This window comes from Polaribacter sp. 11A2H (assembly GCF_011379025.1).
Classification (GTDB): domain Bacteria; phylum Bacteroidota; class Bacteroidia; order Flavobacteriales; family Flavobacteriaceae; genus Polaribacter.
Map to the genome: position 1 here is coordinate 46,579 of NZ_WTLD01000006.1, position 21,005 is coordinate 67,583.

Sequence of the window (21,005 nt, forward strand, 5' to 3'; positions counted from 1 at the left end):
ATAACAAGTTAGAAATCACTACTAAAGCAGAGATAAAAAACATTAAAAATGTCACTATTTATACCCACTTATTTTGGCCCAATTTCTCAATATACTGAGATTGTAAAATCTGATGCTGTTATTTTTGAAATGGAAGATAATTTTCAGAAACAAAGCTATAGAAACAGATGCTACGTTTATAATTCTAACGGAAAACAGTTATTAAACATTCCTGTTAAAGATAAAAATAAAGGTACTTCTCAACGTAAAAAAACAAAAGATTTATTGGTAGACAATGACGCTATTTGGCAAGATCATCATTTAAAATCGTTACAAACAGCTTATAGAACCTCTCCTTTTTACGAGTTTTACGAAGATGATTTGATTAAAATATTCCAGAAAAAATATACATTTTTACAAGACGTAAATATAGACACACATCTGTTTATTACTGATGCGTTACAAATTTCTCAGCAATACTCTAAAACTCAAGAATACCTTGTAGAAACTACAGAACCTGATTTTAGAGAACTGATAAATGCTAAAAATAAACCAAAAAAAATAACAGAATCTTACATACAGATGTTTGATGACAAGCATGGATTTATTCCTAATTTATCAATTTTAGACTTAATCTTTATGGAAGGACCAAATGCAATTAGTTATTTATAAATAAAAACTCTTCTTTAATGAATATTTTGTCCTTTTTTATTAATAATTTCCACAAATTACCTCCTAAATCGTATCAAAAATTTTTAGAATTAAAAGAATTTAATAATAAAGATACTTTAACTAAAACTGGAGATAAACCCACCGATTTATATATTTTAAAAAAAGGAATTGTTAGATCTTATTATGAAGATGAAAATGGAAAAGAATACATAAGAAGTCTATTTGTACCTTTTAGTTCTACAGGTTCATTTGGAGCTTTAGTTTCTAATAAAAACTCTTTGTTAACCTACCAATGTTTAACTGATTGTGAATTATATGTTATAAATTATAAAAAATTAAAAGAACTCGCTTTAGTTGATAATGACATTGCAGTTATGTATGCAAATGCTTTGGAAAGTATTTTTTTATTATTCGAAAAAAAGATATATAATTTATCCGTTTTAGATGCAACAGAAAGGTATAAAGAGCTAAAAAAAGAAATACCTAATATAGAAAATATTATACCACAGTACCACATAGCATCATATTTAAATATTTCTGCTGTGCAATTAAGTAGAATTAGAAAAAAAATATATTCAAAATAATTCTATTAACATAGGTAAAGAATAAATAAACAAATTATATCTAAATTAGCAGTGTAAGAATTCTAAAAACCCCCAAGAATTACTACCCCTAAAATAAAGGTTTATTTTGTAAAAAGAGTAAACCTTTTTTTATGTCAAAATTTATAATACATTATACCCTACATTTTATAATACCTGCTCTTATAGCCTATTTATTTTTTAAAGATAATTGGAAAAAGGTTTACTTCATCTTTTTATGTTCTATGTTAGTAGATTTAGATCATTTATTAGCCACTCCAATTTTTAAAGAGAATAGATGTAGCATTAACTTTCACCCCTTGCATTCTTACATAGCTATAGGCTTTTATACAGTAGGTTTGTTTTTAAAAAAAACCAGAACACTCTGTATTGCATTGTTATTTCACATGCTTACAGATTATATAGATTGCTATTTATAATATTTTTTTAAAAGTAAATCAAACTCATTAGAAATATTAAGTTTAAGCACTATAACGATATACACTACCGTTATTAAAATGCTTTTTAAAGCAATATTTATAATAGGGTGAACAGGAAACTTCCATAAATAAATATCATTTATCGTAAAATCCCAAAAATTAAAAGCAAGATAAAGTACTGTAATTATTAAAATCATTTTTAACGACTTGTCTGTAAAAGGTGTCATAGAAAACTTATTTTTTACAAAAAACAGCTTAAACGTATTTGCTAAAAAGATAACGATTAAAGTTGCCAATGCTAAGCCATCTGTTCCCATATCTAATTCATAATAAAAAAGTTTATTTAAAAGGTAAACCGATAACGCCATAGAAATACTAATGGGTAATGTAATCTTGTAAAACTTAGAATTGTTTATGATTGCTCCATTATTCCCTAAGAAACCATTATACAACTTCAGTACAGAAATCATAAGAACCACCAATGCACCTCCACCATATTCTTTGGGAAGTAAATTAAATAATTGACCAACGTTTGCATTTATTAAAACAAAGAAAAGGCCACTAATTAATAATAGGTTAATAGAACTCTTTTTATATAATGAAGCAACTTCTTTATGATTTTCTTCATTTAAAGTTTTAGACGTTAAAGGTTGTAAAATGTTTAACATCGCCCTACTTGGTGCCTCTATAAAAGAACCTATAAAAACGGCAACAGAATAATAAGCTGCAATTACCAAAGATTCTTTACCAGGTATCATAAATTTATCAATATCTAAAATAATAGCACCTGCACTTCCTGCTAAAATAATATAGCCAGAATAACGAATTACCTCCTTAAAGTTATCTGGTCTAGAAAACGTAAATTTTGGCGTATAAAGTTTTAATGCATAAAACATCATGATTAGCATTCTTAGAAAATAAGCGCCTGTTAAGTAGTAAATAAACTCGTGCTTTGTTATCAACTCAAAGTAAACTGCAAATAACAAAATCATTACCATTACACGGTTATACAGCTCTTTTAAAATATTACCAAAAACAGACTGAAACTGAACTTTAGCCCAAGAATAAAAAATTTCGAAATAAGAACAAGCAACAGCTACTAAATAAATAACAACCGTAAAATCTTTTATAATAGGATTTTCTACGGATAAATAATCTCCTATTTCTTGATAAAATAGGTTGCCAAAATAAGCGATTGGAATTGCAATGAATAGTGGTAAAAAAAGTACAGATGACAAGAAACTATCTTTCTCTTCTTTTGTAAAATAGCTAGAAAAAAACTTTACAATGGTGTGGTGAATTCCTAATGCAATTAGCGGCATTAATAAATTAGAAGTAGATAACAGAAAAGTCACCAAACCATAGTACTCATCTTCTAAAAAACGAGTATATAAAAACAAGGTATTAATTCCGCCAAAGGCAAAACCAAGATAAATAAAAAGTGTGTTTTTTAAAGACTGTTTAAATACAACTCCCATATTACGAATGTAAACTTTTAAGAATCAAAGCCAACTCTTTCGTCAAAGCTTTTCTGTGAAATTTCTCAATATTTTTAGAGTTCACATGTAAACTTCCTTTTTTATATTGACGATATAATTTTAATATTTCTAAAGACATTTTTTCTTCATTATTAAAGTCAATTACAACACCTGCATTTGTTTCTTTTACTATTTCTGATAAATCTCCATCTTCTGGTCCAATTGCTAAAATAGGTCTTTTGGCAGTTAGATACTCAAATAGTTTTCCTGTTAAAATTCCTTCTGACTTTTCTACATTCGGAATTAACAACAACAAAACCTGAGATTTCTGCTGATATCCTATTGCTTTTTCATGCGCAACATACCCAACAAAATTAGAATTCTCTGTTAAGTTATTTTTAGAAATTTCTTCTTTGACTTCATCAGAAATATCACCAATAAAATTCAATTTTAAATCATTCTTAAAATCTGCACTTTGCAAGCAAAGATCTTTTAAAACTTTAAATAACACCTTAGGATTGCTTTGTTTTGGCAACAAACCTATGTAGGAAACAGAAAAATCCGTATCTAAAACACTTGTGCTATTGGTTAAAACTTCATCATCAAAACCATTAGTAATCACTTCTACTCTACTCGCTTTTTTAGCAAATTCGGTTTTTAGAGCATTACTAACCGTTAATACACAATCTGCATTTTTTAAAACTTTCTCTTCTAATTTTTTATTTCGATTTTTCGCAAAAGACAATTGCTTAAAATCTTTATTATAGTACAAATCTGTCCAAGGATCTCTAAAATCTGCAAGCCATTTTATGTTGTTTTTTTGATGTAATTTCTGAGCAATTAAATGCATACTATGCGGCGGACCAGTAGAAATAATTGTATGAATATTATTGGAATCTAAATACTTTTGAAGATATTTTACAGAAGAATTTACCCAAAATACTTTAGGATCTGGAATAAAAAAATTCCCTCTTATAAATGATAAAATTCCGCCGTTACTGGCATTGGAGATTCCACTTTTCTGAGGTCTATTCTTTTTCCAAAAAAGAACATCTGTAGGTTCCCAAATAGGTTGTTTTAAAACTTCTATATTTTTGGGAACTTCGTTAATTAGCGTATTATCTTCCTTCGGATAATTTACATTATCAACTGTATACACAACAGGTTCAATACCAAATTCTTGTAAATATTTTACAAATTTTAACCAACGTTGTACGCCAGAACCTCCTGCAGGTGGCCAATAATATGTAATTATTAATACTTTCAAGATGGTAGATTATCGTATAAATGTAGCAGTTTTTTAGAAGTCTGCTCCCAAGAGAACTCCTTTTCTATAAACTCTTTTCCGTTTTGTCCTAACTCATTTCTTAATTCCTCATCCTTATAGAGCGTTATAATTTTATCAGAAAAATCGTTAACATCTCTGTCTTTATGAATTAAACCTGTTTTATTGTTCTCTACAACTCTTTTTTGAGCCGTAGCATCACTCACTAAAAGTGGTTTGGCTAAACTCATATATTGAAAAATCTTATTTGCATACGCAACATCGTGTTGTAAGTTTCTATGCAAAGGCGAAATACAAATAGCACTAGACAAAATATAAGATTGAAATAAAGAAACATTTTGCCAACCTTCAAAATCTACAAATTTTTCTAATTTTAAGTCGGCTACCTGTTGTTTTAAAACAACATCTGTCGTATTCTTTCCTACAATAACCAACTTAATATTTGGGATGGTTTCTTTTAAAGAAGTTAGAGATTCAATGGCAGTTTGCAAGCCTCTTCTTAAATGGGTGTCTCCTAAATACAAGAGTACAAAATTGTCTTTATATCTCTCTAAAATCGTTTTATCAATTTTATAATCTTTGTAAAATGACTCTCTAATGGTATTAGGAACTAAAACTAACTTTTCTTTTACAGACGGAATTCTTGCTACCAAATTTTCTAAAAATTCAGGAGAAACCGAAATTACTTTATCTGCTTTTTCAATAAATTCTTTTTCTTTCTTTTTCCATTTTGATGGTGAAATAATATACTTTCCTGGAAATTTCTGCAAGTGCGGATACAATTTCATCACTTCTGGCATGTTGTCATGCAAGTCTAAAACTACAGGTAAATTGAATACTTTATTTGCATTAAAAACAGCTTCTGCGACCCTTATATCATGTATATGTAACGCATCAATTTTAGTTTCTTCTATAAATTGATGAATCTTTTTTTTCATCAAAACACCATAAAAAGGAACGGTATACGCTAAAGCGGATAATTTATATTCTAATTTATTAGAAATATACCTTTTTACTTGAATTCCGTTTATAACTTCAGACGATTTTTCATCAGCATATTTTAAGCAGAAAAGAAAAACATCATGACCTGCTTTTACTAAAGAAACGGCTTCGTTTTCTACCCTTGGATCAGGCGGAAAAGGAGCATCTAAAATCATCCCTATTTTCATTGTTTTTCTTTCTTCTTTTCATAAAAAAACCAACCCGCTGTTATCAAAATTAACAACGCATAAGAAGCTAATGAAATAATTTTTCCTTGCTGAATTACTTTTGGCTCAAACTTAAATTCGATGGTATGTTCTCCTGCAGGTATTGTCATTCCACGTAACACATAATTTACACGAACATGCGGCGTTAATTTTCCATCAACATAAGCATTCCAACCATCTTTATAATAGATTTCAGAAAAAACAGCAAACTGCTCTTTGGTTGTTTTAGCTTGATATGTTAACGTTGTTACATCGTAATTTAAAAGTGCTATTCTTGCAGTACTATCAATTTCTTTAGGAAAAGTAATTTGATTTCTACTAGCAACATCCTTATTATAAACAGCAGTATTTTTTGTGTTTAAAGAATCTAATGCAAGCATTTCTTTATTTGCAGAATCTACAATTTTTACACGTTCTACAAACCAAGCATTTCCGTTAGCATCTGGGTTTAATTGCGATTGCTTCTCTCCTTTATCATTACCAATAATAAAATATTTGGTATTTAACATGTTTAAAACTTGCATGTTATTTTTGGCAATTTGAAAATCGAATAACTCTTGATAACGGCCTAACTTCGCTGCGTGATACCCACCAATAGATTGATGAAAATAAGATGTACTTCCATCATTCATTGGGTTTACCGTAAAGTTACCAACTCTATAATGACTTTTATCTTGTAAGATAATTTTATCTGCTGTTGAAGCTATAAATGGTTTATCAATTTTTCTTGCAGATTTAAAATCATCTTCATTGACATATTTTTTATCCACAGAAATTAAATCGAATAACAAAAAGACAGTTAATACTAAAATAGCAACACCTTGTTTTAATTTACCCTTTAACAACATCCATAAAACACCTGCAGAAAGTATCATTAAAAATAAAGAACGCAATGTATCTGTAAATAACATCGATTTTCTATCAGAAATAATAGCATCTGCTAAACCAGGTAACTGTTTATATTGTGCATCTCGTATTCCTTCAAAAGTAGAAAACCCGTGTGCTAATAAAAAACCAACAATAATTAATCCTCCAAAAGCATAGACTGCTTTTTTTAATCCGTCTAGTTTTTCATCCGAAGAAATCTTAGACGAAAAGAATTCTTTTAATGCTAATATTCCTAAAATAGGCACGCATAATTCTGCAATTATTTGTATCGAGGATACTGCTCTAAATTTATTGTACAACGGAAAATAGTCAATAAAGAAATTGGTTAAAACATCAAAATTTCTTCCCCAACTCATTAAAATCGAAAAAACGGTTGCAGTAACTAACCATTGTTTCAAGCGTCCTTTTACTAAAAATATCCCTAAGAAAAATAGAAAGAAAATTACAGCACCAATATAAGCGGGTGCTTCAACAATATTTTGATCTCCCCAATACGTAAGTGCTTGTTCCGAGTATTCTTTAGCAGCATTTCTACCTGCTTTTTCTTCTAAAAGTTGATAAAAATTAGAATCTTCGCCTAATTTTTCTATCGTTCCTCCACCCATAAAACGAGGAATAAATAAATTAAAAGTCTCTAATTTTGCGTAACTATATTCTGTAATATAGGCTTTATCTAAGCCTTTTGTAACTTCTTTTTCACTTCCATCTGGCGAAATGGTCAATTCAGATTTCCCTCTTGTACTATGATCTGCATATTCTTTCATAGCCATTAAACGAGGTGCATTTGCACCAATACCTAATAAAACTGCAGCAAAAATTATGGCAACTTGTTTTATAAAAGTAGGAATAATTTTTTCTTTAATTGCATGAATAAATTCTACAATACCTAATATGATTAGTGCAAAACCTAAATAATAGGTCATCTGAGGATGGTTGGTATAAATTTCTAAAGCCATTGCAACTCCAGTCACCATAAAACCAAGTATATATCGCTTCTGAAAAATCCATAACAATCCCGCCAAAATCAACGGCATATAAGCAATTGCATGAGCTTTTGCATTATGTCCTGCTCCAAAAATAATTATTAAATAGGTTGAAAAACCAAAGGCAAGAGATCCAAAAACAGCCAATCTCCAATTTACTTTCAAAGACATCATTAACACAAAGAAGCTTAAAAAATATAAGAAAGTGTAATCTGCAGGTCTTGGCAAAAAGCGTAAAGTTCTGTCTAAACCCCTTACAAAATCATTCGGATAATAAGCACTTACTTGATACGCTGGCATTCCACTAAAAGAAGCGCCTGTCCAATAAGGTTCTGTGTTTTTATCCGCTCTAAAATCATTAATCTCTTTTACCATTCCGGTAAACTGAGTAATATCAGATTGGTTTAGCTTCTCTCCTTTTAAAACAGGATGAAAATAGATAATGGATGCCAAAGCAAAAATTGCAATAGCACCTAAATATGGTAAAATTTTAGTAAACTTCATAAATTAATCTATTTCCTCAAAATCCACATATTCACCAACAGAGTTTTTACTTTGCTGTTGATTCCCTGGAGTTTTATCAATTACTGTTTTCCCTTCTGGCACAGTATTTTTTTGCGGTTCTTGTTGTTGTCCGCCACCGTATTGCTGTTCTGCTTTCTTTTTAATCGTTTCAGCAGCCTTTTTTATTAAAAAAGGTGCGAATAACTTAGCTAAAAACTTAAAAGCATAATAGCAAAAAACAATAATAGCTATAGTTCTTAATAATCCCATTCAAATATTTATTTATAAAAAAATCAATCAAAAATAACAATTTGAATACAATTGGAGCGTTTACAAACTATAAAACTTTCATAAACTCAAAAAAGTATCGTTTGCTTTTATAAAATAGCATTTTTATACTATGTTTGTGTAATAAGTAGATACTGCCAATAATATATTATCCTAATTTATGAAAAACCTTTTCTTAAAATTTTTTATTACCCTTATCGTATTCATAAGCAGCTCTATACAAGCGCAATACACCGATGTAATAAACTCTAACAAACCCGGTTTTTCAGAGAGCCCATACAGTGTTGGTACAGGCGTATACCAATTTGAGACAAATGTTTTCTATAAAAAAACGAGTATAGAGCCTACTTTTTCTATACCAGAATCTTTTGGGACTGATTTACTTTTTAGAACAAGTTTTTTTCTTGAAAAATTAGAATTAAATGCACAGGTAACCTACCAAAAAGACGAAGTAGCATTTAATAACATTTTTACAACACAGTATTCAACTTCTGGATTGAGTAAATTTACAATCGGTGCAAAATATTTGTTATTTCAACCAGAATATACAGATAAAACAAAAGAAGTAAGAAGTTGGAGAAGGCGACATGCTTTTGATAAGAAACGATTAATTCCTTCAGTTGCTTTGTATTTAGGGGTAAATACAGATGAAGTAAATGACATTTATAAAACAGGAAGCGTTTCTCCTAAATTAGGAATTTTATTACAACAAAACATTACAGATCGATTTAATATTGTCTACAATGGATATTACGATAAAATAGGAACCGATTTCTTTGAACTTTCATATATTATTACCGCTACACAGAACTTAAATTACAATTGGTCTGGTTTTATAGAACACCAAGCAATTTTTAAAAATGAGCAAAATAATTTAAATTTAGGTGCAGGATTAGCGTATCTTATTAATGAAGATTTTCAAATTAACACCTCAGCTAGATTTCTAAAAGAAGGAAAATCTAAAGGCGTTTATGGTAGTGTAGGTATTTCATATAGAATAGATAGTCATTCTGATTCTTATACAGATTTAGACGATAGCGGTAAAGTAATTAAAGACACGCCAATTAGCAGGTACAATAAAAAACAAAACGGTTTTTTCTCTAGAATGTTTAAGAAAAAAGACAAGAAGAAAGCTGTTAGAAAAAGAAGCAGAACAAGAACTTCTACAAAAGAGAAAAAAGGGGGATTTTTAGGTCTGTTTGGGAAGAAAAAGGCAAAAAAAGAAACGGATATAGAAAAATTAGAAAGAGAAATTAAAGAGCTCGAGAAAGAAGTTGAAGAAGATTAAAATAACAATTAGAAATACTATTTTTGTAATATGATTACAATTAAAAAAATGACCACCAAAAAGGAAATGAAACAATTTGTAACATTTCCTTTTTCGTTATATAAAGACCATAAGTATTGGGTTCCTCCTATTATTAAAGATGAAATAGACAATTTTGATCCAGCAAAAAACCCTGTTTTTGAAAATGCAGATGCTCAGTTTTTTGTTGCCTTAAGAGATGGTAAAATTGTAGGAAGAGTTATTGCTATAATCAATTGGTTTGAGGTTGAAAAACAACAAATTAAAAAAATGCGCTTTGGTTGGTTTGATGTTATTGATGATATTGAAGTAAGTAAAGTTCTATTAGAAAAAGTAAAAGAAATAGGATTAGAAAACAACTTAGAATATATAGAAGGACCTATAGGTTTTAATAACTTAGACAAAACCGGAGTTTTAACAGAAGGTTTCGACCATATTGGTACCATGATAACCTGGTACAATTATCCTTATTATAAGGATCATTTAGAACAATTAGGTTTTGTAAAAGAGAAGGAATATTTAGAAAATAAATTCAAGTTTAAAAATGTAGATGGTGTTTATTTTGATAGAATAAGTAAAATCTTAAAAAAAAGGTTAAAACTAAAAGCATTAGATTTCACAAAGACCAAAGACATTATGCCTTATGTAGATGATATGTTTGATGTTTTTAGTGCATCCTACTCTAAACTGTCTTCTTTTGTACCTATTTCAGATTCTCAAATTGCTTTTTTTAAGAAGAAATACATCAGCTTTATCAACCCCGAATATATAAAATTTGTGGTTGATAAAAATAATAAACTCGTTGCTTTTGCTATTGTAATGCCTTCTTTTTCTGAAGCATTACAGAAAGCAAAAGGAAAATTATTTCCATTCGGATTGTTTCACTTATTAAAAGCTAGAAAACACTCTAAAGACGTTACTTTTTACTTAATCGGCGTACATCCAGATTATCAAAATAAAGGGGTACATGCAATAATATTTGATCAATACACAAAAACTTTTGCACCTCTAGGAATAGAAAATTGTATTAGAACTCCCGAGTTAGAAGACAATGAAGCTATTAAAAAATTATGGGAAAATTTTGATCCTGTAACGCATAAAAGACGAAGAACGTATAGAAAGAGTATTCAGTAGGCAGTTGGCAAAAATAAAAAACTTTGCGCCTTTGCGACTTTGCGAGAAAACAAAACCATGAAACTATTTTAAAAAATGCAACTATTTTATAATTCAGAAATTTCTACAGAAACAACGCAACTTACATTCGATAAAATTGAGAGTAAACATATTGTGCGCGTTTTACGTAAAAAAGAAAATGACATTCTTAAAATTACAAACGGTAAAGGTTTTTTGTTTGATGTAAAAATTATACTTGCAAGCGACAAAAAATGTTTGGCAGAAGTTATTGGTTTTGAAGAAAAACCAAAACCTTGGAATTATTACTTACATATTGCCATTGCCCCTACTAAATTAAATGATAGAATTGAATGGTTTTTAGAAAAAGCAACAGAAATTGGTATCGATGAAATTACACCAATTATTTGTTCTAACTCAGAACGTAGAGTTGTAAAATTAGAGCGTTTCGAAAAAATTATTCAGTCTGCCATGAAGCAATCTTTAAAATTCACGCTTCCTAAATTGAATGAACCCGTAAAATTGAATGATTTTATAAAACAAGATTTTGAAGGCAATGTTTGTATTGCCCACTGCGAAGATCAAAAAGATAAAAACTTACTACAATCTGTTGTAAAACCTTCAGAAAAAACTACCATTCTAATTGGTCCCGAAGGTGATTTTTCTATTGATGAAATTAAAAAATGTTTGGCAAAAAACATGACTCCTATTTCTTTAGGAGAAAGTAGATTGCGTACAGAAACTGCTGCATTAGTGGCTGTAAGTACCATTTCGTTTATCAATCAGTAATTTTTACTATATTGCTTTCTAATAACTAAATGTTAGTTCTAGTAAATTCTATTTTTTATAGAATTTTATAGAGAACTCTTACTTTAATGAAAAAAATATTCGTTTTTCTCTTTCTACTTTCATTTTCTACAAACGCACAGAATGTAGCCATTTTAAAATATAATGGCGGTGGAGACTGGTACGCAAACCCAACAGCAATTCCTAATTTAATAGACTTTGCAAACACAAATATTGGAACCAATATTTCTAAAGATCCACAAGCAGTATATATTGATAGTGAAGATATTTTTAACTTTCCTATCATTTTTATGACGGGGCATGGAAATGTATTGTTTTCTGATGATGACGCAAACAACTTAAGAAATTATTTAATTTCTGGTGGATTTTTACATATTTCAGATAATTACGGATTAGATAAATTCATACGAAGAGAATTAAAGAAAGTTTTTCCAAGTTTAGAACTTAAAGAAATTCCGAGTAACCACCCTATTTATCATCAAACTTTTAAATTCCCTAATGGGATTCCTAAAATTCATGAACACAATAAAAAACCTGCCCAAGGTTTTGGTTTATTTTATGAAGGAAGGTTGGTTATTTTTTACGATTATGAAACAGATTTAAGCGATGGTTGGGAAGATGAAATCATACACAACAACCCAAAAAGTGTGCGAGAAACTGCTTTAAAAATGGGGGCGAACATTATTGAGTTTGCTTTTAAGAATTAAGTAAACTTTAGGCAAAGACAAAAACTTCGAAAAAAGATTTTTTGGAAACAAGAATCAAGAAAACCTGAAACTTTAAAAAATGCAAAACAACATAGATATAGACGCTATTAAAATAAACTTTGATGAAAGTGGTTTATGGGTTTTAAACATAGCCATTGCCATTATTATGTTTGGTGTTGCTCTGGGTATTTCTGTAGAAGATTTTAAAAGGCTATTTAAAAATCCTAAAATAGTTTTTGTAGGTGTTTTATCGCAATTTATATTGTTACCTGCTTTTACTTTTTTGGCAATTCTAATTATAAAACCGCATCCTAGTTTTGCATTAGGAATGATAATGATTGCTGCTTGCCCTGGCGGAAATGTCTCTAACTTTTTTAGTAAAATGGCTGGAGGAAACGCTGCTTTATCTGTTAGTTTAACTGCTTTTGCAACCTTAATTTGCATTGTTATGACGCCTCTTAATTTACAGTTTTGGGGAAGTTTATATGAACCAACCAATATCATTTTAAAAACGGTGTCTTTAAATCCGTATGATTTATTTAAAGTCGTTTCTATAATTTTAGGAATCCCTTTAATTCTTGGAATGGTTATTAAACATTACCATTCGGAAATGGCTCACAAAATTGAAAAAGTTTTAAAACCATTGTCTATGTTGGTTTTTATTGCTTTAATTTTTATTGCCTTTTCTCAGAATTTAGACGTTTTTATACACCATATTCACCATGTATTATTCTTAGTTATTTTTCATAATATTTTTGCCTACATTTTAGGGTTTTATACCGCAAAAAGTTTTAAATTGAATAAAAAAGATTGTAAAACAATTGCTATAGAAACTGGCATACAAAACGGCGGTTTAGGTTTGTTACTTATTTTTGGCTTCTTTGAAGGTTTAGGTGGAATGGCTTTACTGGCTGCTTTTTGGGGAGTTTGGGATGTCTTTTCGGGCATGGCATTAGCAACTTATTGGGGCAGAAAATCATCTTTAAAATAATTATTAAAATATGGAAAATTCACAAATATGGTTTCGCTTGGTGCGTTTATACGTTAAACTCGGACTCTTTTTTTACACTAAAAAAATAAAAGTAGTTGGTTTAAAAAACGTACCTAAAAAAGGGGCTGTACTTTTTGCAATAAACCACCCAAACGGATTGATAGATCCTTTAATTGTGACCACAAATAACCCAAGAGCTAGTTATTTTTTAGTAAAAGCGGCTGCTTTTAAAAAACCTATTATAGAAAAAATTCTAAATTCTTTAAATCTAATTGCTATTTATAGAATGCGAGACGGCATCGATCAATTGGCTAAAAACGAGGCAGTTTTTAATACCTGTTATGACATTTTTAACCGCGGAAAATCTTTAATGATTTTTCCAGAAGGTAGTGATTGTAGAGACAGAACCGTTAGACCTTTAAGTAAAGGTTTTACTAGAATTGTATATGGAGCTATAGAAAAATACCCAGATTTACAAATACAAGTAGTACCTGTAGGAATTACGTATCAAAATGCATCTCATTTTCCTTGCAAAGTGGCTTTGCATTACGGATCACCTATTAATGCTAGCGAAATTTACGCAAACAATATTCCTAGTAAATCTATTAATATTCTAAAAAACGAAGTTGTAAATCAGTTAAAAGAATTATCTGTTCATATAGAAAAAGATGAAAACTATGATGCTATTTTAACGAAGCTAAATGATGCTCAAGTAGATTTTACAGAAGTAAAAAAGGTACAAGAAATGATTAAAAAAAATACGTTTCCGCCTAAAAAAGAAGGTAGTACAAACTATTTAAAACTCTTGTATTATGTAATTCTTTTAAATAGTTTGGTTCATTATCTAATTTACAAAAAGCAAGCAAAAAAGAACCCTGATATCGATTTCATAGATACTTTTAGATTTACGTACAACCTATTTATTTTACCTGTTTTTTATGCACTACAAGCGTTTATAGTATCCTATTTTTTTGGTGATAAGATTGCGTTACTCTATTTTTCTTTTAGCTTATTAATTATATTTTTATACAGCAAATTAGCGCCAACAAATACAGAGGCTAGTTCTTAGAAAAAAAACAAACCGTTCAATCAGGTCTAGCCCTGATTGAACGGTTTGTTTGAGCTCTTTTTTGTTTTTCTCAAAAAAAGCGAGTAGTGAAAGCAGGAAATAGCTTCTAAAAATAACTATTTTATTCCTCTTAATTTATAATAGCATCTTGAATTACTTGCTGAATTTCTGTACGCATATTGCTTCTTACCAAACTTCTATTTGCTGCCGTTGGATACACTCTATTAGACAAAAACACATATACAATTCCACTTTGTGGATCTGCCCAAGTATAAGTACCTGTAAAACCAGAATGCCCAAAACTCTCGTCGGATACACAGCCACAAGTTGCTTTAACTTTAGGGTTTAACTGCGGTTTATCGAAACCTAAGCCTCTACGCACCTGCATATCTGAAAAATAACGATGGTTAAATTTGTCTAAGGTTTCTGTTTTTAAATATCTTTTACCTCCATAATATCCTTTCTGTAAATACATCTGCATAATTTTTGCAACATCGTTTGCATTGGCAAATAAACCTGCATGTCCACCTACTCCACCCAACATAGCAGCTCCCATATCATGCACATAACCTTGCACTAATTGATTGCGGTAATAGTTGTCTTTTTCAGTAGGTATAATTTCGTTTGCAGGAAACTTTTGAAGCGGTAAATACGTGGTTCTATTAGCGCCCAAAGATTGGTAAAACTCTTCATCTACCAAGGTATTTAAAGGTTTTTGATACGTTTTTTCTATAGCTTCTTGTAGTAAATAATATCCTAAATCGCTGTATTTATAGCCTGGAGTTGTTCTTTGGTCTGCATCTCTAATATATTTATAAATACTGTCTTTATAACTCTTGTTTATATATAAGTTTTTTGCCACATTTAGAGAAAATCTTTCCGATTGTTTATTACTATAAAAAGCAGGTAAATTTTCATGTGTTATACTATCTTGAGTTGCCACATAAAAAGGAATCCACGCTTTTAAACGTCCGTAATGTGAAAGGATTTCTCTAACAGAAACCGAAGCTTTATTAGAGCCTTTAAAACCTGGTAAAAGATCTTGAAGTTTTTCATTTAAAGAAATTTTCTTCTCTTCTTCGGCTTTCATCACTAAAGGTAAAGAGGCTAAAATTTTAGTCAGTGAAGCCAAATCGTAAACGTCAGAATTTTTTACTTTTCTAGAAGTATCATCTGTGTGGTGGCCGTAACTTTTCTCTAAAACAATTTTACCGTGTCTTGCTACTACAATCTGAAAACCTGGTGCCATTTTTTCTTTTAAAATAATGGTAGCTAAAGAATCTATCTTTTTTAATTTTATAGAAGATAATTGGGCTGCTTCTGGTATGGTATATTCAAATCTACTTAAGTTTGAGGTAAAGAAACCACTACCTTCTAAAAAATCACTTTTAATAGAAACAGGCAACTTCCCTTTTGCTCCAAAAGCTCCAAAAATTAATTGAGCAGAGAGTTCTTGCGCTAATTTGCTATTTTGGTAAGACACAATAATGCCTTCTATATTGGTAAAAGATTTTACTTGTAATAAACTATAAGGACTCGCAAAAACATCTAAAATTACATTATTCTCTCTAGATATTTCTTGCAACCAAACCAATTCTTTATTTGTAAACTTATAACTTTTCCATGGGTTCGCATTCGATTTATGAAAACCAACAATAACCAAATTATACGGTTTTAATTTTGTTATAAGTCCGTCTAAATTTTCACTATAAACCTCATCTACTTGTCCATAATTTTGAAGCATATCAATAAAAGGATATCCAGAATCGTCGCCTAATTTTACATATGCAATTTTTCTTTCTTCTAAATTGGTAATAGGTATATTGTAGTTTTTATTTTTGACAACCGTTAAAGAATTCTTCACCAATTCTCTATGTAATAATTCATCATCAATTGAATTTAAGTCTTCATGCAAATTATTTAAGACAACTGGTTTATACTCATTTAAACCTGCCCAATATTTAGCTTTTAATATTTTACGAACAGAAAAATTGACTCTTTCTTCCGTTAGTGTCTTTAACTCAATAGCCTTTTTAATCATGTTTACCGTAGCAGGAATTTCTTGCGGAATTAACAATAAATCATTCCCTGCTTGTATGGCTGCCAAATTAATTTCTGCCGAAGTAGCATAATTTGCAGCACCTTTCATATTTAATCCATCGGTAATTACCAAGCCTAAAAAACCTAATTTTTGCTGTAATAAATTAGTCACCACATTTTTAGATAAAGAAGTAGGCAATCTACTATCTGGCTCTAAACTAGCAATACTTAAATGTGCCGTCATAACACTTGCCATACCAGCATCAAAAACCCTTTTATAAGGATACAATTCAATAGAATCTAAGCGCGCCAAATCAAAATTTAAAACGGGTAATGTATGGTGAGAATCTGTTGCGGTATCTCCATGACCCGGAAAATGTTTTGCATTTGCCAAAACTCCTTGACTTTGCATCCCTTTTGTAAATGCAATTGCTTTTTGGGTTACGTTTTCTTTATTTTCACCAAAAGAACGGTTACCTATAATTGGGTTTTCTGGGTTGGTATTAATATCTACAACCGGCGCAAAGTTTACATGAATGCCCAATCGCTTACAATGCATTCCCAAATGCTTACCAAATTCAGTAATTAAAGAATCTTTTTCAATAGCACCCAAAGTCATGTTCCAAGGAAATCTGTACGTATTTTTTAAACGCATATCTAAGCCCCATTCTCCATCAAAACCAATTAACAAAGGCACTTTTGCCGCATCTTGAAATGTATTAGTAAGTACTGCCTGTTTTTCTGGAGTTCCTTGCATAAAAATTAAATTACCTACATGATATTTTTGAATCATATTGGTAATATAAGCTTCGTGCTTTTTGTCTTTATTAGAATAGGCTTGTATCATAAAAAGCTGACCAATTTTTTCATCAATCGACATATTTTTCATAATACTATCTACCCAAACATCTTGTGCCTCGGCATCTTTTGTTAATAAAGGATCTACACTTTGTGCAGATAAATTAAAAACAAAACCTATAAAAAGGATAATCAGTAACTCTTTCTTCATCTTATTTTCGAACATATTTTTTGGGCGTTTTAACAGGCTTTCGCTACTCGCTTTTTCTAGGTTTGTTCTCGGTACAATTACGCAAAAAAGCGTAATCACTATAACCGCACCTAAAAAAGAGCTCAAACAGACCGCTCTATCCTTAACGCAATAATTTGCTAACTTAATTTACTAATTTAAAAACAACTTTTATACCAAAAATCTTTTGTGCCAGCTATCTTCTGCCTTAATTTCCCAATTGTTTTCAAAATCTTCTTTGGTAGCTACCATATTATTAAAAACAATGGTTTCTGCGGTTACTTTTTGTGCTTCGGCGAACTTCTGAAAATCGAACAATTTTACTAGATTAATATTGTCATTATCTTTAAACGTAACATTCATCTTATCCATTAAGTCTAGTTTTAATTCGTTTTCTAACTCTTTAATAAAACGAACCGAACTATCTATAGAACATCCAGAAACATTGTTAAAACTCTCATCTACCGCCAACACCAAAAACTGATTGTATTTTATAGTAAAAGAACCTTTTAAATCGTCTCCATGACGTGTCCATTGGTTGATAAAATCTTCTGCCTTTGCTGCAATAAATTCAATTTCTTTTGTAGTAAATTCTCTGTCGGATTGGTAAATCCAAACGCGAGAATTATTTGGTAAATTTTTATATTCTGTAAACATTTTTTTTGTGTAAATGTGTAATTGTTTATTCTTTTGTTAATTAGACAAAGTTAAAGATATTGCAGGAACAATTGAAAAATCATTATAAGGAATAGTATGCCAATTCCCTTTATTAAAATAATAAATTCTATTTATATCTTTAAACTCTTTACTCTTTGTTAAACCAACTATAGGAGCATAAAATACTGTTTCCTCACTACCTCCCAAACTTGTTTTATATAAGTTGTAAGGAATCATGAGTTTTTCAAAAACAACAAATACTCCATTTTTTGGCATTTCTATATAATATTCTTCTAAGTTTAATTCTACTAATTTCTGTCCTTTTTCAATTGAAATAGGTATACTTTTAGTTAAAATATCTTCTTTAGGTTTTCCTGTATTTTTATCAACTGAAAAAATTCTAATTCTAAATTTTGCTTTCTCAGAATTTCTCTTAGCAAAATAGATTTTTATCATATCTATAAAAAAATCTCCCTCTAATTTATTTGGAAAATGTTTTCCAATCATTCTAATTACATTAGTATGAAAAGGAGTAACTCGTTTTTTTACTTTATCTAAAATAATTATCTTTTTTTTACTTCTAGAAACAACAACCTCATCTAATTCAAACCTTTTAGCTTCTAAAAACAAGGTTTTGTTATACAATTCTTCAGCAAAAACAATAGTGTCTTTATAATTTAAACAAGAAACATGAACCTTTTCTTTTAATAAGCTCTCTTTAATTTCTAAACTAAAAGTTCCGTCTTCTAAAGAAGAGATACCTGTATTTGTTTTTAAGAAACTAATATTTGCATATATAATAGGTTCGTCGGTTTTTTTATCTAATAATTTCCCTTTAAAATTAATTGTTTGAGAAAATCCTTGAGAACAAATAAAAAGTAAAAAAATAATTATCTTCATGGTTATTTGTTTCCTCTTTTAAACTTTAAAAAGAACACCAACAATTTAATAATTATCGATGTTTTAACTTAATTATGAGATTTCTCAATCACCTAAAAAAGGCTCATTTCGAAATGACAAAAAACGCTATAAATCTATCGTAAATTAAACTTCTGCTGTAAAGCTTCTAACTTTTCTTTGTCAGACATTTTCTTTTTTGGCGCCGTCATTCTTTCTTTAATTTCTTTTAACACCTTTTTTGTGTATAAAGGAAAGTCTGCATTTTGCATCCAATTATTATATCCAGGGTTTTCTTTAAAAACTTCTTCTACCGTTCTACCTTTGTATTTTCCGAAAGAGAAGATTTCTTGCTTTTCATCATTCATTAAAATAAAACCAGCAAAATCTGCTCTTTCTCCGTGTGTAGAATATTCGCTTAAAGCATCTACAGTGTTCTCTATATCTGTATATTTATCTAATTGCGCTAACAAAATTTCATACGTTGCATTGGTGTCTGCTTCTGCTCCGTGTGCTCCTTCTAATTCTTTACCACAGTAAAACTGATACCCAGCACTTAACGTTCTTTGCTCCTTTTTATGAAAAATAACTTGCACATCAATGGCTTTTCTATTTTTCATATCAAAGTCAATTCCTGCACGCATTAATTCTTCTGCTAATAAAGGAATATCAAAACGGTTAGAGTTAAAACCTGCCAAATCAGAATCTGCAATCATTTCATTAATTTTTGGCGCTAATTCTTTAAAAGTCGGTTCCGTAGCTACTTTTTCATTGGTAATTCCGTGTACATCTATAGAACCTTGTGGAATTTCCATTTCCGGATTTACCAACCAAGTTTTACTTTCCTTATTTCCGTTTGGAAAAACTTTTAATATAGCTATTTCAACAACTTTATCTGTTGCAATATTTACTCCTGTTGTTTCTAAATCGAAAAATACGATTGGCTTCTTTAAATCTAAATTCATTTTTATTTTTTATCAATCTTGCAAAAGCAAGAAGCTATTTTTAATTTATTTCGTTAGAGTGTACTTACTGCCTTCACAGAAAAGACAACTCTTACTCGTTATTTAATTGTGTTTTAAATTCGGCTACCTGATCCTGAATTTTTGCAGGCAATGTAGGTTCTTTAAAGTTATATTTTTCTAATTCTTCTAATACAATATCTGCTAAAATTAATCTAGCAGATGGCTTATCATCCGCAGGAATTATAAACCAAGGTGCGTTTTCTTTAGACGTTCTGTTTAGTAAATCCTCATAACAGAATTGGTATTGATCCCACAGTTTGCGTTCTTTTAAATCGCCTGCAGAAAACTTCCAATTCTTTTCAGGAAGATTTAATCTTCTTAATAATCTATTCTTTTGTTCGTCTTTAGATAAATTTAAAAAGAACTTTAATATGATGGTTCCACTATCTACAATATGTTTTTCAAAATTATTGATTCTTTCCATTCTTTCATGGAAAAAAGCATCATTGATATCCTCTAACGTATGTATAGTCGGAATATTTTCTCCAAAAACATAACTAGGATGCACTCTTGTTACCAAAACGTTTTCGTAATGTGTTCTATTAAAAACACCAATTTTCCCTTTTGCAGGAAGCGCAATATAATGACGCCATAAAAAATCGTGTTTTAATTCCAACTCTGTTGGTACTTTAAAACTATGCACCTCTACTCCACGTGCATTTACATCTTTAAAAACCTCTCTAATTAAGCTATCCTTACCAGAAGTATCCATTCCTTGCAAGCAAATAAGCATACTATATTTGCCTTCTGCATACATGGTATCCTGAATTTTACTTAGCTTTTTTCTAATTTTTTTTAGCTTTTTCTCTGCCTTTTCAACTACCTCTTTTGTATTAAAATCAGTAAGTTGAATGGTGTTTTTAACCTTATATTTCTCTTGATCTAGCATTCTTTTAAATATTTTTTAAAGATAGATAAAATCGTGATTTTTTCCTTTGATTTTCATTGCATTTTATGAGAATAATATTCACAATTATGTTATCACTTAAAATTATAAAAAATTAAATATCTAATTCTTAATTTTAGCATAAAGTTATTTATT

Annotated in this window: 19 protein-coding genes; 9 read left to right on the forward strand and 10 right to left on the reverse strand. The window is 29.8% G+C overall.

What is annotated here, in order from left to right; all coding sequences use genetic code 11:
• Nucleotides 1-48 precede the first annotated feature (48 nt).
• The 3 genes from GQS58_RS09175 (at nt 49) to GQS58_RS17170 (ending at nt 1,672) form a co-directional block, all read left to right on the forward strand.
• Nucleotides 49-651, forward strand: coding sequence for a WbqC family protein (locus tag GQS58_RS09175; RefSeq protein WP_166385116.1), 603 nt, complete (start codon nt 49-51; stop codon nt 649-651).
• A 17-nt stretch (nt 652-668) separates the two neighbouring features.
• Nucleotides 669-1,235, forward strand: coding sequence for a Crp/Fnr family transcriptional regulator (locus GQS58_RS09180; protein WP_166385118.1), 567 nt, complete (start codon nt 669-671; stop codon nt 1,233-1,235).
• Nucleotides 1,236-1,366: 131 nt separating this feature from the next.
• Nucleotides 1,367-1,672, forward strand: a complete 306-nt coding sequence (locus GQS58_RS17170; RefSeq protein WP_218599548.1) for a DUF6122 family protein — start codon at nt 1,367-1,369, stop codon at nt 1,670-1,672.
• Here the strand turns inward: GQS58_RS17170 and GQS58_RS09185 are convergent.
• From GQS58_RS09185 to GQS58_RS09205, 5 genes are read right to left on the reverse strand one after another with little or no spacing between them, the layout of a single operon-like run.
• Nucleotides 1,663-3,150, reverse strand: a complete 1,488-nt coding sequence (locus GQS58_RS09185; protein ID WP_166385120.1) for a lipopolysaccharide biosynthesis protein — start codon at nt 3,148-3,150, stop codon at nt 1,663-1,665. The genes GQS58_RS17170 and GQS58_RS09185 overlap by 10 nt on opposite strands.
• 1 nt (nt 3,151) lies before the next feature.
• The gene (locus GQS58_RS09190) at nt 3,152-4,417 is read right to left on the reverse strand and encodes a glycosyltransferase family 4 protein (protein WP_166385122.1); all 1,266 of its coding nucleotides are present in this window, start codon (nt 4,415-4,417) and stop codon (nt 3,152-3,154) included.
• The gene (locus GQS58_RS09195; RefSeq protein ID WP_166385124.1) at nt 4,414-5,604 is read right to left on the reverse strand and encodes a glycosyltransferase family 4 protein; all 1,191 of its coding nucleotides are present in this window, start codon (nt 5,602-5,604) and stop codon (nt 4,414-4,416) included. Before GQS58_RS09195 ends, GQS58_RS09190 begins: the two co-directional genes overlap by 4 nt.
• Complete coding sequence (locus GQS58_RS09200; RefSeq protein WP_166385126.1) at nt 5,601-8,018, reverse strand: YfhO family protein; 2,418 nt, start codon at nt 8,016-8,018, stop codon at nt 5,601-5,603. The genes GQS58_RS09195 and GQS58_RS09200 overlap by 4 nt, the downstream gene beginning before the upstream one ends.
• Nucleotides 8,019-8,021: 3 nt before the next feature.
• Nucleotides 8,022-8,288, reverse strand: a complete 267-nt coding sequence (locus tag GQS58_RS09205) for a DUF4834 family protein (RefSeq protein ID WP_165732817.1) — start codon at nt 8,286-8,288, stop codon at nt 8,022-8,024.
• A gap of 178 nt (nt 8,289-8,466) precedes the next feature.
• Between GQS58_RS09205 and GQS58_RS09210 the strand changes: the two genes are divergently transcribed.
• The 6 genes from GQS58_RS09210 to GQS58_RS09235 all read left to right on the forward strand — a co-directional run bounded on the left by GQS58_RS09210 (nt 8,467) and on the right by GQS58_RS09235 (nt 14,317).
• The gene (locus tag GQS58_RS09210; RefSeq protein WP_166385128.1) at nt 8,467-9,594 is read left to right on the forward strand and encodes a transporter; all 1,128 of its coding nucleotides are present in this window, start codon (nt 8,467-8,469) and stop codon (nt 9,592-9,594) included.
• A gap of 30 nt (nt 9,595-9,624) precedes the next feature.
• Entirely contained in the window at nt 9,625-10,746 is a 1,122-nt protein-coding gene (locus GQS58_RS09215) for a GTP cyclohydrolase (protein ID WP_166385130.1), read from the forward strand.
• Nucleotides 10,747-10,821: 75 nt separating this feature from the next.
• Complete coding sequence (locus GQS58_RS09220; RefSeq protein WP_166385132.1) at nt 10,822-11,532, forward strand: 16S rRNA (uracil(1498)-N(3))-methyltransferase; 711 nt, start codon at nt 10,822-10,824, stop codon at nt 11,530-11,532.
• 86 nt (nt 11,533-11,618) lie between these two features.
• Nucleotides 11,619-12,257 (forward strand): DUF4159 domain-containing protein, encoded by a 639-nt coding sequence (locus GQS58_RS09225; RefSeq protein ID WP_166385134.1) that lies wholly within the window; start codon nt 11,619-11,621, stop codon nt 12,255-12,257.
• A 79-nt stretch (nt 12,258-12,336) separates the two neighbouring features.
• Nucleotides 12,337-13,248, forward strand: a complete 912-nt coding sequence (locus tag GQS58_RS09230) for a bile acid:sodium symporter family protein (protein ID WP_166385136.1) — start codon at nt 12,337-12,339, stop codon at nt 13,246-13,248.
• Nucleotides 13,249-13,258: 10 nt separating this feature from the next.
• A complete protein-coding gene (locus GQS58_RS09235; protein ID WP_166385138.1) occupies nt 13,259-14,317 on the forward strand; it encodes a 1-acyl-sn-glycerol-3-phosphate acyltransferase in 1,059 nt (352 codons plus the stop codon).
• A gap of 130 nt (nt 14,318-14,447) precedes the next feature.
• Here the strand turns inward: GQS58_RS09235 and GQS58_RS09240 are convergent, their stop codons facing one another.
• From GQS58_RS09240 to GQS58_RS09260, 5 genes are all read right to left on the reverse strand, one after another.
• Nucleotides 14,448-17,366 carry a glycoside hydrolase family 3 N-terminal domain-containing protein gene (locus tag GQS58_RS09240; protein ID WP_166385531.1) on the reverse strand — a complete coding sequence of 973 codons (2,919 nt, stop codon included), beginning with the start codon at nt 17,364-17,366 and terminating at the stop codon, nt 14,448-14,450.
• Nucleotides 17,367-17,555: 189 nt separating this feature from the next.
• Nucleotides 17,556-18,041 carry an ABC transporter ATPase gene (locus tag GQS58_RS09245; protein ID WP_166385140.1) on the reverse strand — a complete coding sequence of 162 codons (486 nt, stop codon included), beginning with the start codon at nt 18,039-18,041 and terminating at the stop codon, nt 17,556-17,558.
• A 36-nt stretch (nt 18,042-18,077) separates the two neighbouring features.
• Complete coding sequence (locus GQS58_RS09250) at nt 18,078-18,941, reverse strand: carboxypeptidase-like regulatory domain-containing protein (RefSeq protein ID WP_166385142.1); 864 nt, start codon at nt 18,939-18,941, stop codon at nt 18,078-18,080.
• A gap of 134 nt (nt 18,942-19,075) precedes the next feature.
• Complete coding sequence (locus GQS58_RS09255) at nt 19,076-19,903, reverse strand: 3'-5' exonuclease (RefSeq protein ID WP_166385144.1); 828 nt, start codon at nt 19,901-19,903, stop codon at nt 19,076-19,078.
• Between the two features lie 91 nt (nt 19,904-19,994).
• Complete coding sequence (locus GQS58_RS09260; protein WP_166385146.1) at nt 19,995-20,852, reverse strand: PPK2 family polyphosphate kinase; 858 nt, start codon at nt 20,850-20,852, stop codon at nt 19,995-19,997.
• Between the last annotated feature and the right edge of the window lie 153 nt (nt 20,853-21,005).